Source organism: Hyphomicrobium sp. 2TAF46, from assembly GCF_052114865.1.
Taxonomy (GTDB): domain Bacteria; phylum Pseudomonadota; class Alphaproteobacteria; order Rhizobiales; family Hyphomicrobiaceae; genus Hyphomicrobium_B.
Genome location: NZ_JBFRFO010000008.1, coordinates 1 through 12843 on the forward strand (window position 1 = coordinate 1; position 12843 = coordinate 12843).

Sequence of the window (12843 nt, forward strand, 5' to 3'; positions counted from 1 at the left end):
AACCGGGAGCTAGCCACTGGGCGATGAGATCCGGCTGCGTCCAAGCCTGAAAAACGTCAGCAGCCGAGGACTCAATTCTGCGGACCATCGCGAGTGACGGCAACTTATCTCTACGATCGCTTGCCATTACGTGGCTTCGCCTTGTTTTTTGACAGCGCGAGACCGATGCGAAGAGTGGCGGTTGCACGTTTTCATCGTCGCTCCTCGCTCCGGCCTAGTGAGTTACGTCAGCAGGCAGTCGCGCGAGCGTCTCCTCGACCAGCGTCCTGGCTGAAGCAGGCAGGGGGAGGATCGGTCGGGGAGGCTCGGTACGGGCGATGTGAAGCAAGTCGGCAAGCGCATAGACGACGCGCAGGCTGGAGAACTGCTTGAACAGCTCCCAGATCGGCGCGAGCTCGGCGTCGAGTTGGCGCGCTTTCGCTACGTTTCCCTGCTGGATCGCCCTGACGATCTTCAGGCAGACGATCGGAAACAGTCCGCCCAACACGCTGTACCAAGTGTCGGCTCCGCCGATCAGCATCTCTGTCGAGTTCCAGTCGCCGCTAGAGCCGAGCGAAAAGCCGGTCGGCACTATGGCGCGCAGGTCGGCCAGATGGTGCAGCGTCTCCTCACGCGCTCCGGCCGGGTTCTTGACGGCGATAATCCCGGGCACCTTCGCAAGGCGACCGACCAGCGCTTGCGTGAAGCGGAAATGCGTGGTGCCGGGATTGTCGTAGATGACGATCGGCAGACTGCTTTCATTCGCCACAACCGCGAAATGTTCGAACACTTCGTCATCTGTAAGCGGCGTATAGGATACGGCCGCGAGCAGTCCAGCGCTTGCACCAATAGCTTTGGCATCCTGGGCGAGCTTTACCGCTTCGTCCGTCCTCAGCGCACCAACGCCGGTGATAACAGGTGTGCGGCCGGCGCTCTCATCCAGGGCGGCCTCAAGCGCCCGGCGCCGTTCCTCGCGCGTTAGATACATATAGGCGCCGGTGCTGCCGAGCAGGCCAATGGAATCGACGCGGGCTGCGCTAAGGCGAGCCACCAAGCTGCGCAGCGCGGTGATGTCGACGCGACCATCGCGGTTGCTCGGGGTAATCGGAAAGGCGGACAAACCGCTCAGAAACGACATGACATTGTTCCTGCGATCAGGGGATGGTGAAGGGGAAGCCGATGATTTTCATCTCCTGGGAGGCTTCGGCCTGTGTCCGCTTGAGGACTGAGAAAATCTCGGCTGTCGCACCAGCACCCGCCTTCTGCAATTCCTCTCCCGCGCTTTGGATTGTGATCACACGCGTCATGCGGCTCCCACAAATCCAGGCCAATAGCGGCTGTCAGGGGTGGGGCGCTTGCCGAAAATTGCCTGACCGACGCGCACGACGTTGGCGCCTTCCTCGATCGCTTCCTCGAAGTCGCCCGACATGCCCATCGATAGCTCGCTCAGCGCGGCATTGCGCTTGACGGCTTCATCACGCAAACGGCGCAACAACGCGAAGCAGGGCCGCACCTTTGCCATATCGGCACTGAACAGCGCCAAGGTCATCAGACCGCGCGGCTTTAGACGCGGAAACCGTCCGAGCGTGTCAACGAACGGTATCAGGGCATCCGGGTGCAGACCGAACTTGCTTTCCTCGCCCGAGGTGTTGACCTGGACGTAGACATCGAGAAAGCGCCCCTCCTGCTCCAGCCTGCTGTTGAGGAGATCGGCGAGTCGCAGGCTGTCGAGCGCATGGAACTCCCTGGCGAAGCGCGCGAGGTATTTCACCTTGTTGGTCTGGAGATGTCCGACGATACTCCAGTCGATATCGAGCTCGGCGAGCGCGTCGTGCTTTTCGGCCGCTTCCTGAATTCTATTCTCACCGAACGAACGGATACCTGCCTCATAGGCAAACCGCAGAATTTGAGCCGGCACCATCTTGGTGATGGGCAACAATCGCACCGAGCCGCAATCGCGCCCTGCGCGCGCGCAGGCCCTATCGATACGTTCCTCGACTGAAGCGAGATTGGCGCGGAAGCTGGAGAGCGGATCGCGGCCGAAGCGCTCCGTGTCCGCGACCGACAACCGAATATTGCCGTGATCCATAATCATTCTAATACTTCCGCATCCTATGACGGCCGGCGCGATACCCTAGACCGTCGTGCGCAACGGCGCCCGACGGTTTCGCTTGGATTCAGTCGCGAATACCGCCAAACTGGCTTATATAGAACGTCCAGTTGACGAATATTGAGGTGGTCCAGTTGAGCAAGCACAGTGCCGCGCGCTCGCAGGCCATGGGCGCACTACAGATCTACGAGGAGATCAAAGGCCAAATCCTCCGTGGGGTTTTCGAGACAGCGGGGCAATTGCCGTCGTCGCGTGCCTTGGCCCACGAACTTGGCGTCTCGCGCACGACCGTGACAGCCGCCTATGAGCAACTGCTGGCGGAAGGATTTATCGAAGTTCACCAGGGGGCACGGCCGCGTGTCGCACATTCCGTGGTGAGTGAAGCCCGGCACAAGTCGGCGTCGAAACGCTCCGTTCGGACTCGGCTCTCAGCCTATGGCGAGCACGTTCGAACGATTCCGCCATGGTCCGATAATGAGCCCGGCAAACTCGTCGTCGATTTCCGCCATGGCGACCTCGCCTCTTCCGATTTTCCGATCATGCTTTGGAAGCGCCTGATGAATAGGACGCTGGAGCAGCGTCCCGAACGGCTATCCTATGACGATCCTCGCGGATCGCGACGTCTGCGCATGGCGTTGCAAGGTTATCTCTGGCGCGCGCGGACGATCAGATGCGACGTGGACCAGATCATTATCGTCAACGGCTCGCAGCAGGGGTTGGACTTGTGTGCCAGGCTGCTCCTGGACGCCACGGACAAGTTCGTGATCGAAAACCCATGCTACGCCATGGCGCGTCAGATCTTCTCCGGCACGGGCGCCTCGCCTGTTTCTGTTCCGGTGGACGACGCTGGATTAAATACGGACCTTCTCGCCGAAGTTGATGCCCGGCTCGCCTATGTCACGCCGTCCCATCAGTTTCCGCTTGGTGGTGTGATGCCGATCTCACGGCGTCATCAATTGCTCCAATGGGCCAAGCGCCGCAACGCTCATGTGATCGAGGACGACTACGACAGCGAGTACCGCTACGACATAAATCCGGTCGCGCCCCTGCATGGTTTGGAGGACAGCGACAACGTTATTTACCTCGGCACGATCTCTAAGACACTCTCACCGACGCTGCGCATTGGTTACCTGGTTGTTCCACCTGGATTGCAGGACGTGTTCGCCACCGCCAAGGAGCTTGCGGACCGGCACTCTCCTGTTGCCGAGCAGGAAGCGTTGGCCGCCCTCATCGAGAGCGGCGCGTATGAGAGCCACGTACGCCGCGTCCGACGCTTCAATCACGAACGACGCCAGACATTACTGAACGCGCTTCGCCACCGGTTCGGGGACAAGATTGAAATCGAGGGCGCGGATGCAGGATTGCATATGGTTGTATGGTTCAAGAACCTACCGCTGTCGCTAGAGCCTGCGTTGTTGGAAAGCGCCCGCCGCGAACGCGTTGGTGTCCATTCGATCTCCAGGCTCTACGATCCGGCGTTGCCAGGCGGTCGTCCGGATCAAGTCGGGCTCGTGATGGGCTATTCGGCGTTGGACCTGAGGTGGATCGAAAGAGGGACGCATCTTCTCGCCGACGCCGTGAAGCGGGTCCGCATCGATGCTGCGGTGAAAACACGTCAGCCGAAGCAACGTTGAAAGCGCAAGTCCGTATCGACGGTCGCCAACTGACATAGAAGCTTTGGTTTGTGAAGAGCGCGACGCGTCGCCCGTCGTCACCGCGGTCGTGCTACCGGAGGCTTTTGAAGCTGAGCGCTTTCGCCATCTGATGCACAATGAACTCGCTGTTACCCTTGCTATCGGATTTGGAAATCAAAAGCAGCGCGTTTTCCGGCTCGGTCACTTGGGTCACGTCAATGAACCGACGGTGTTGGGCACGCTCGGCGCCATTGAACTTGATCTTACCCGCATGAGAATTCCTCATGGCACTGGTGCTATCGATGCGGCAGTTCGTGCCTTGGAAACAGCCTTGCGGGCGGCGTCTTGAGCAGGCGGCGATATCTTTGTGAAAGCGGACTCTCGATGCAATGGCGATTCAYGCCCACCACCTGTTAGTTCCGGGCGGTATTAATCGATGGTGTCTGTGCTCGATAAGCCAATAGGTTGGCCTTGCTCATCTTGATGCGACATGATCGAAAGCATTTCTCCGATCCGCGTAAATTTCTCGCGTGGTTTTCCCAATTTTCTGCCTCGTTGCACCTCTGCTGCATCGACACCGAACCAGTCGGAGAGCGAGACTATGCGCCCTGAGCGGCGCTTGATAATGGGAAGGACGCCCTCTAGTCCTGGCGCACGAGCTGGTACAGTCGTTGATAGATCCTCCAGCATCACATCGACAGTCTCCAAGCTATCTGCTCTGTTGCTTCCAATGATGCCGCTTGGGCCGCGCTTGAGCCAACCCGTCACAAACAAACCTGGGAGTACGACGCCATCAGCATGGACGCGGCCTGCCATGTTCGGCACGACGCCGCGGATAGGGTCGAAGGGCAAGTCCGGTATTGCAACGCCTTTGTAGCCGATGCTGCGAAAGACAAGTCCGCAGGAAAGATCTTCGCGTCGCTCGGTTGCGATGGCGCACTGGTTGAAAGGCTCTCCGTTGAGTCGGTTGTGGACAAGACGAATACGCTCAACACGATCCTCTCCGAGCAGTGCGACAGGACTTGCCTGAAACCGGAAATGGATGCGGCGACGGCTTCCGTCCGGGACGTTTGCGGTCAAGCAATGAAACACCTCGAGATTTTTTTGAGCGACGGTGCTTCTTTTGTTGGCCAATTCCGCGTTGCAGGTCTCTGATAACTCGAGGTAGGCAGGTTCTATGGTGGATATAGTGCCTGCGAGGCTCGCCAGTTCCCGCAGTTCCTTGGTTGTGAATTTTGCCTGGACCGGACCACGGCGGCCGATAATGTGTACTTCACGCACTTTGCTTTCTGCCAGCGCCTCAAGAGCATGGCCGGCTATGTCGCTGCTTTTGAGCTCGTCGACAGGTCGCATCAGGATACGGCAAATATCGGCTGCCACGTTGCCCTGGCCAATGATGACGGCGACTTCCTGACTGAGATCGAATGTGCGGTCGCGGTAGTCGGGGTGTCCGTTGTACCATCCGACAAACTCCGTGGCGGTATGGCTTCCTTTGAGATCCTCGCCTGGAATGTTCATGCGTCGATCGTTCGAAGCCCCGCATGCAAAGATGATTGCATGGTAGGCGCTCTGTAGTTCCTTGACGGTGATCTGCGATCCGACAGCGATGTTCCCCACGAAATTGAAGTGGGGAGAGCGAGCGATTTCCTCAAAGACGCGAATGGGCTGCTTGAGCTTTTGATGATCGGGAGCAACGCCGCTTCGCACCAGCCCGAAAGGTGTCGGGAGGCGCTCAAACATGTCGATCTGAATTTGAAGGGCAGACCCTAGGAGCGCCTCGGCGGCGTAGAAACCACTGGGGCCGCTACCGACGATGGCGATCTGCAGGCGCTCGCGGTCGTGCATGCACATATTCCCGATAAGAACTAAAAGCCAAGCTCGGCGCGACGTGCATCTGCGGTTGGCAAACGCTGCTGACGGTCCCTAATAACCGGGAGATCTGCTGAGCGTTGTGCGTTGATGCTGACCCAGACCGACAAAGGTTCTGGCAAGTCTAAGACATCATAAATCGCGCGAACGGGGCACGCGTCGATGCACGCGCTGCAGTCGATGCAGACATCGGGATCGATATATAGCCTCTCCGCATCGCCGTGGAAGCACGCGACCGGGCAGTGGGTTACACAATCGGTGAAGCGGCATCTGCTGCAATTGTCCGTCACGATATGGGGCATGCAGTTTTTTCCTTGGGTCAGATATTGTTCCATCGCAGTGCAGGCTCGAAGATTTTTCCGAGGCAAAGACGGGCGCACCTTTAAGGATGCGCCCCACCTTCTCGAGATCACTGATGCGTGTGGAAGATCTTGTTCACGATCACCCATTTGCCATCGATTTTCAGAAGGTTGAAAACATCGGTAAAACGATGCTGCTGCCAATTGTCGACCTCGATGCGCACATTCGCAGCTGTTCCAGCGACGTCGACTTTCACAACGCGAGGCGTCACTTTTGGAGCAGGACCGATGGAATCCGCCCAGTCGTAGATGAGCTTGATCGGCCCTGACACTAGCGTGTCGCCCAGGTAGCCGTAGACGGTCGCATTCGCATGGAAAGCAGGCTTCATCGTATCGCCTTTGCCGGCCTTTGCACCGTCGAGATACGGTTGAATTGCTTTCGTGATGTCATCGTAGTCTTGAGCAGCCGTGTTGCCCATCTGTCCACTCCAGTTCTCGCTAGTCGCGCACGCATGTGCGTCAATGCTTGCACTTAGACCCACCATGAGCGACCGCATAGATCCAACGATTGAAACGTCCCTGGTGCCGAGTGCGCTAGCGAGTAGCGGTTGTTCAATGAGTTCACATTCTGCGCCATGTGACGGCGTTCACGCGCCGAGATTTTGCAATGTCGTCTTTAAAATTCCGACAGCATTGAGAATGCTCGCCTCGTCAAGTGATGAGAAGCCGAATACCAAGACGTCGTCTTTTGAATCATCACGGAAATCGAAAGCGGCGCCGCTTCGCAGTGCATACACGCCGACACCGGCCGCACGCGCAGCGAGTTGAATTTTTTGTGCTGGTGGAAAGTGCGGCGCTAAACGCCAAATGAAATGCAGTCCACATTCCGCGCCGCTGATGTTGGTATCGCGAAATCTGGATCGAAGCTCTCGTTCAAGACAATCGCGTCTCGCCTTATAGAGCTGCCTCAGTTTTCGAAGGTGCCGCTCGAAATGACCTTCTGTGAGAAAGTCTGTAAGCACGGCTTGCTCGAGCCACGAGTGTCCGTTGCTCATCTGTGCCTTAAGAAGCCTGGCGTCGTCCCAATAGAGCCTCGGAACCACCGCGTAGCCAATTCGGAGCCCCGCGCCGATAGATTTCGAAAACGTACCCATGTAGAAGACACGTCTGCAACGGCCGAGTCCCGACAGGGAAGTGATGGGCGGCCCATCGTAGCGAAAATCGCTATCGTAGTCGTCCTCCACGATGTAGCTGTCGGTCTCCTCGGCCCAACGAAGCAACGCCAAGCGACGGCCCAGCGGCATCGTAACTCCCGTCGGAAATTGATGCGAAGGCGTCACGTACAGGAGGTTGCGAGGACTTGTGGGGAGTTGTTCGACCTTTACGCCTTCCGAATCTACAGGAATCGGAACGATTGGCTTACCCGTGCTTTTGAACAACATCGATGCACCGAGATAGCACGGGTTTTCGATGCACAATTGGGAGATGTCCGGTTGGACAAGCCCGCAGATGAGATTGAGTGCGTCCTGACCGCCGGTGGTGACAATGATTTGATCATGGGTTACGGCCATCCCGCGACTTCGACCAAGATGAGCGGCAATGGCTTCTCTAAGCTCGGGTAGGCCAGCAGGGTCGCAGTAATCGGTCAGAAACCTCGATGAGCCCCCGATCAATCGCCGATTGATCAATCGCCGCCAAATCCTGAGCGGAAAACTGTGTGGATCGGAGCGGCCCACCCAGAAATCATAGCGGGGCCGATCGTTTCCACCCCCGGGAGATCCTGCAAAACATAACAATGGATCTGCACTACCCGGCAATGGACCATTGGATCGCGCGCTGTCGCTCGGAACGGACAGCATGTCATCAGGAAGCGTAGAGCTGACGAAGGTTCCGGCAGTGCCGCGCGATTCAACGTAGCCCTCCGATGCGAGGCGGTCGTAGGCCAAGGTCGCGGTGTTGCGAGATATCGAGAATCGCTCAGATAGGAGCCGGCTAGGTGGGAGCGCCATGCCCGGCTTTAGAAGCCCGTCCAGTATCATTTGGCGGATCTGCTCAAATATCTGGACCTGAAGAGTCCGATCCAGATCGGGCTCGAGATGCAAAGGCAGTTCCATACGGCCCTCACCTGACAATTGCACGATACGAACCTTGGCACCAAATTTAGCGTGCTTTCGCGCCCATTCTTAGTGCCAAGTCGACGATCGTCTATGGTGCCAAGGCGAGCAATTTTGCAATGGCCTCAAGTGCGCGGAGGTTCTTGGATCTACACCCCTTCGTGAATTCCGTCAGTGTTCAGGGTCCAGACCTTGAACCAAAGAGTTTGCAGGAGGCGCCGATGAACGAGCATGTCACCAATCAGACATTTTATGGCGGGTGCCCGCACGACTGCCCAGACACCTGCTCTATGGTGTTCGAGGTCGACCAGTCGGGGAAGCTGTTACGGGTCCGAGGAAATCCAGACCACCCAATTACCCGCGGTGGCCTATGCGTAAAATTGAAAGATTACGAGCAGCGCCACTATCATCCTGACCGAATCCTCTACCCTATGCGCCGCGTTGGTCCGAAGGGTGCCAAGCAGTTCGAAAGGATCACCTGGGACGAAGCGTTGGATGAGATTACAACGCGTTGGAAGGATATCATTGCTAAGTACGGATCTCAGGCCATCATCCCGTACAGCTATCTCGGTCATCAGGGTCTTGTCCACGGATTGAACGGCGGAGATGCGTTCTTCAATCGGTTAGGCGCGACAGTTTGCGAGCGCACTTTTTGTGGAGAGGGCTCTTGTACTGCCTGGCTACTCACGCTGGGGCCGACTGCCGGCCTTGATCCGGAAAGCTACATCCATTCCAAGTACATCGTTATCTGGGCATGTAACAGTGTCAGCACAAATCTGCACCACTGGGCCATTGTTCAAGAGGCCCAGGCCAAAGGTGCGAAAGTCGTCGTGATCGATGCCTACGCATCCAGAACTGCAAAAGGTGCGGACTGGCATATTTGTCCGAAGCCCGGCACGGATGGCGCGCTTGCGATGGCAGTCATTCACTCGATCATCGAGCAGGGGCTCGTAGATCAGGACTACGTTAGCAATTACACATTGGGTTTTGAGGAACTCAAAGAGCGTGCGAAGACACGCACGCCAGAATGGGCCGAAGCGATCACGGGCGTTTCAGCAGCGGACATCCGGAAGCTTGCGTATGAACTTGCCATCGCGCAGCCGGCTGCAATCCGAATGGGTGTCGCGCTTGAACGACATTACGGTGGCGGCCAAACGATCCGTGCGGTTTCTTGCATCCCGGCCCTGACAGGGGCTTGGCGTCATGTTGGCGGCGGCATTACGCAGTTTCCGGTCTGGGAGCACCCTTACAAGTTCGACGTCATCTGTCGTCCAGATCTCATTCCAGAGGGTACTCGCGTCGTGAACAATCTGCAGATTGGGCGCGCGCTTACTGGCGAGATAAAGCTCGACCCTCCTATCATGTCGATGATGTGCTGGAATTCAAATCCGGTCACACAGGCCCCCGAAACCGACAAAATCGTGCAAGGCCTGATGCGGGACGATCTATTCCTCGTCTCGGCGGAACACTTCATCTCCGACACCGCCTCGTATGCGGACATCGTTCTTCCTGCTGCGATGGGCGCGGAGATGGAAGACATGATCCTGTCTTGGGGCCACCTACATCTCACTTACAATAGCAAGTGTGCCGTCTCGCCAGGCGAGGCCCTTCCGAATAATGAAATTTTCCGCCGACTAGCCGCGCGCATGGGTTTCCAGGAGGAGAACTTCAAATGGTCCGACACTGAATGCTTGCAGCATTACGTCGATTGGGATTCGCCTGCCTGTGAGGGCATTACCCTCGACTACCTCAAAGAGAAGGGCTTTGCGCGCCTTAAGGTCGGTACCAAAGACGATCGCGCGCGCCATCGTGAGGGCAACTTTCCGACACCGTCCGGGAAATGCGAGTTCTTGGTTGAAGGGGCCAAGAATTTCGTCGCTGGGCCGTTCCGGCAGATGTACGAGGGTTTCCAACCGGGTGAAGATCTCGATCCTTTGCCCGACTACCTTCCAGGCCGTGAATCACCAGCTACCAATCCGGAACTCGCGAAGAAATATCCACTCAGCATCGTTTCTCCAAAAAGCCACGGGTTCCTGAACTCCTGCTACGCCAATATGGATAGAAAACTTCGGGCTCAGGGCGAGCAGTTTGTCATGATCAATGCAACAGATGCATCAGCACGCGGCATTAGAGACGGCGATCGAGTACAAGTGTCGAATAGCCGAGGTGCTTTCAAGGGCGTCGCGCGAATAACAGGCGATGTCAATTCTGGCATTGTTGTTGCGACGCTCGGATACTGGCGTCAGCTCAACGACGGGACTGTCAACAGTATCAGCTCGGCGGAATTTACGGACATGGGTCACGCCCCATCGTTCTCCGACAATCTTGTTGAAGTCGCGCTGGCGAATTAGGCAGCGGGTACGGAGTGGTAGACTCGCGGGGAATCTCCCCGCGGGTCTGATTGAACATCGTTGTTCACTCTCTCCACTCAACAGCGCAGTCAATGGCTTGAATCTACGCCAGCTGGCGCGATTTTCTTAGAACCCGATAGCCGTTCCTTGCTGGAGACCGTCATCATAAACTGTCTCGCGTGCCAACTTTGCAAGCTCAGCGCACATCGCATCGTATTGGCTTACATGAACGTAGAGCCGTTTTAGCGCCAAACAGACCTGTCCAGTATTGAAGAACGCCGCCGTCTGGAGCAGGCGAAATTCAAGGGCCGCGTTCCCGGCGGCGACTATGAGGGCTATGTCGATGCCCATGTGCGCCGGCTCATTCATTTTCCTAATGAACAAGTTCCTAATGAACAAGGAGCGGCTATTTTCGCGCGTAGCAGATCAAGGGATGCGCGATGGCCAACGTGACCGAACAAACCGGGAAAAAGAAGAACCCCCTATGTAGCGGGCGCGTTGTGCGGCCTTGCTGCCGTCAGCATTTGGGCCGGCTGGATGGCCATCACCAGGTTAGGGGTGACCACCTCACTTACGGTCTACGATCTAACGATGCTCCGCTTTGGAACGGCCGGGCTTCTGCTGCTTCCCGTGCTTTTCCAGAAAGGGTTGGCGCTTGAACGCCTTGGGTGGTGGCGGCTGGTCGTGCTTGTGTTCGGAGCGGGGGCACCATACTCACTTGTCGCAGCAAGTGGTCTTCGTTTTGCGCCGGCCGTTCATGGCGGCGTCCTCATCCCCGGAGTGATGCCGCTGTTTGTGGCACTCTTGTCGGCGGTATTCCTCAAAGAGACATTCTCGGCCAGACGGAAGGCCGGCTACATTCTAATCGGCTTTGGGATCATCGTAGTCGCTGGCATCCAAACGCTGATGTCATCCGAAGGCCGAATACTCGGACCTCTCCTGTTTCTTTCGGCTGCGTTTATGTGGGCCTGCTATACGGTTACTCTAAGACAGTCTGGATTGGCTCCATTGCACGGAGCGGCAATCGTGTCGGTCGGATCGGCCGTCCTATTCTTGCCGGTATATCTCGTCGTAAACGGCTTTCGCGTTCCCGCCGCTCCGCTTTCGGACATTCTCTTCCAAGCCACGTTTCAGGGTATTGCCGCAACTGTTCTTTCTCTATTTCTGTATGGCAAGGCGATAACAATCCTTGGCGGATCGGCGGGAGCGGCATTCGGAGCGCTTGTGCCCGCGCTTGCGGCGTTACTAGCCATCCCAATCATGCATGAAATCCCATCGACGACAGATTGGGTCGGTGTGCTCGCCGTTTCGCTCGGGGTCTATCTCGCCAGCGGCGGGCCGTTGCCACAGCGCAAACGACTTTCCTGATCGTCTTTCAAGAATCCTTGCCGCTATTGAAGGCTCATGCTGCTTGTGGTTTTTCGAAACGCTCGAATTGTTCGCTGCGAGGTGGGCCTCGTCTCCGACCCTGCAGCTGCGCGACTGTCTCACGCGATTTTTTGGTTCAGTTTCGCTGCCACCTCGTCACAGCGCTTCATGGCCCAGCAAAGGTCAGGAATTTCTTCCGCGATGGCGCATTCATAGACTTGCGCGAGGCCGATCCGCAGCTGGTAGCAACCCAGCACCAGCGTATCGTGGGAGAGGTCGGGGAAATGGTCCTCAAGGAAGCACGCTTGCGCTTCCATGCAGGCAAGCCATGGACGCCAAAAGAAGATGCTAGCAACGTCATATAGAGGATCACCGAACATCGCCTCGCTCCAATCGATGACACCCGTGATTGTCACGCCATCAGTCAGGACGTTGTTTGACCCAAAATCCGCGTGAACCAGCCTTCGTGTTTCCGGGCATCGTAACAACAGGTCTTGTAACTTGCTCATATGCTCTGCGCACCAGCGCGAGCTCACCAGCGCATTGACGCGGCTCCAGTCATACCGATGTGGGTCGGCGACTGCCGCCAAGAAATCCCTCCAGTGCGTGTGTTCACCGACGCCACGGGAATCGAACGGACCGAAGCCTGTTGTCTCGGGAAGTGGCGCATCGGCGATCGCCTGCATGGCTTGGGCCACCGCCGCGGTCACGCCCGGCAACGCGGCTGGCGCCAGGTCCTGCAGTGTTACGCCTGCCGCACGCCTTGAAATGCAATATGGCAGATCTTCTGTCTCACCTATCAAAACTATTTCGGGAATCGGCAGAACGGCTGACCCGAACTGTTGATAGCAATATGCATCCTTATGGAATCCTGACGGGGATCGGTTTGCGCGGACGATGAACTCCTCGCCACCGACACGAATGCCGAAAGCCAGCGACTCCTCACCTGGGGAAACGCGGTGCACGGCGGACACATAACCAAAGTCGCGTGTCACAGCCGCCAATATGGTGTCTTCGGAGATTGCAGGTCTCATAACTTCCTCCCTGTTGAATGCTTGCGGCCCAGCAAAGCTGTTGCGATTCGGGTTTACGATGCGATCGAAGCCGGGCTCGCCGATC

The 12843-nt window shown here is 57.2% G+C and carries 13 protein-coding genes; 3 read left to right on the forward strand and 10 right to left on the reverse strand.

Features of this window, described 5'->3' with window-relative positions:
• Positions 1–214: 214 nt before the first annotated feature.
• From AB4Z24_RS16650 to AB4Z24_RS16660, 3 genes are read right to left on the reverse strand one after another with little or no spacing between them, the layout of a single operon-like run.
• A complete protein-coding gene (locus AB4Z24_RS16650; RefSeq protein ID WP_441710072.1) occupies positions 215–1117 on the reverse strand; it encodes a dihydrodipicolinate synthase family protein in 903 nt (300 codons plus the stop codon).
• Between the two features lie 16 nt (positions 1118–1133).
• The gene (locus AB4Z24_RS16655; RefSeq protein ID WP_441710074.1) at positions 1134–1286 is read right to left on the reverse strand and encodes a hypothetical protein; all 153 of its coding nucleotides are present in this window, start codon (positions 1284–1286) and stop codon (positions 1134–1136) included.
• Positions 1283–2074 carry a YggS family pyridoxal phosphate-dependent enzyme gene (locus tag AB4Z24_RS16660; protein ID WP_441710076.1) on the reverse strand — a complete coding sequence of 264 codons (792 nt, stop codon included), beginning with the start codon at positions 2072–2074 and terminating at the stop codon, positions 1283–1285. Before AB4Z24_RS16660 ends, AB4Z24_RS16655 begins: the two co-directional genes overlap by 4 nt.
• 182 nt (positions 2075–2256) lie before the next feature.
• On the opposite strand from AB4Z24_RS16660, the gene pdxR (AB4Z24_RS16665) reads away from it, so the two are divergent.
• The gene (pdxR, locus tag AB4Z24_RS16665) at positions 2257–3723 is read left to right on the forward strand and encodes a MocR-like pyridoxine biosynthesis transcription factor PdxR (protein ID WP_441710447.1); all 1467 of its coding nucleotides are present in this window, start codon (positions 2257–2259) and stop codon (positions 3721–3723) included.
• Positions 3724–3814: 91 nt separating this feature from the next.
• Here the strand turns inward: pdxR (AB4Z24_RS16665) and AB4Z24_RS16670 are convergent, their stop codons facing one another.
• The 5 genes from AB4Z24_RS16670 to pdxR (AB4Z24_RS16690) all read right to left on the reverse strand — a co-directional run bounded on the left by AB4Z24_RS16670 (position 3815) and on the right by pdxR (AB4Z24_RS16690) (position 8005).
• Entirely contained in the window at positions 3815–4009 is a 195-nt protein-coding gene (locus tag AB4Z24_RS16670) for a hypothetical protein (RefSeq protein WP_441710078.1), read from the reverse strand.
• Between the two features lie 143 nt (positions 4010–4152).
• Positions 4153–5568 carry an FAD-dependent oxidoreductase gene (locus AB4Z24_RS16675; RefSeq protein ID WP_441710080.1) on the reverse strand — a complete coding sequence of 472 codons (1416 nt, stop codon included), beginning with the start codon at positions 5566–5568 and terminating at the stop codon, positions 4153–4155.
• A gap of 20 nt (positions 5569–5588) precedes the next feature.
• Positions 5589–5927 (reverse strand): DUF362 domain-containing protein, encoded by a 339-nt coding sequence (locus AB4Z24_RS16680; RefSeq protein WP_441710082.1) that lies wholly within the window; start codon positions 5925–5927, stop codon positions 5589–5591.
• Positions 5928–6001: 74 nt separating this feature from the next.
• Positions 6002–6370 carry a nuclear transport factor 2 family protein gene (locus AB4Z24_RS16685; protein ID WP_441710084.1) on the reverse strand — a complete coding sequence of 123 codons (369 nt, stop codon included), beginning with the start codon at positions 6368–6370 and terminating at the stop codon, positions 6002–6004.
• A gap of 168 nt (positions 6371–6538) precedes the next feature.
• Positions 6539–8005 (reverse strand): MocR-like pyridoxine biosynthesis transcription factor PdxR, encoded by a 1467-nt coding sequence (pdxR, locus tag AB4Z24_RS16690; protein WP_441710085.1) that lies wholly within the window; start codon positions 8003–8005, stop codon positions 6539–6541.
• A 221-nt stretch (positions 8006–8226) separates the two neighbouring features.
• Between pdxR (AB4Z24_RS16690) and AB4Z24_RS16695 the strand changes: the two genes are divergently transcribed.
• Positions 8227–10356, forward strand: a complete 2130-nt coding sequence (locus tag AB4Z24_RS16695) for a molybdopterin-containing oxidoreductase family protein (RefSeq protein WP_441710087.1) — start codon at positions 8227–8229, stop codon at positions 10354–10356.
• A gap of 126 nt (positions 10357–10482) precedes the next feature.
• Here the strand turns inward: AB4Z24_RS16695 and AB4Z24_RS16700 are convergent, their stop codons facing one another.
• Positions 10483–10650, reverse strand: coding sequence for an aldehyde dehydrogenase family protein (locus AB4Z24_RS16700; RefSeq protein ID WP_441710448.1), 168 nt, complete (start codon positions 10648–10650; stop codon positions 10483–10485).
• A 204-nt stretch (positions 10651–10854) separates the two neighbouring features.
• On the opposite strand from AB4Z24_RS16700, the gene AB4Z24_RS16705 reads away from it, so the two are divergent.
• Positions 10855–11724, forward strand: coding sequence for a DMT family transporter (locus AB4Z24_RS16705; RefSeq protein WP_441710089.1), 870 nt, complete (start codon positions 10855–10857; stop codon positions 11722–11724).
• Positions 11725–11843: 119 nt separating this feature from the next.
• On the opposite strand, the gene AB4Z24_RS16710 is transcribed toward AB4Z24_RS16705, so the two are convergent.
• Complete coding sequence (locus AB4Z24_RS16710; protein WP_441710091.1) at positions 11844–12758, reverse strand: phosphotransferase family protein; 915 nt, start codon at positions 12756–12758, stop codon at positions 11844–11846.
• Between the last annotated feature and the right edge of the window lie 85 nt (positions 12759–12843).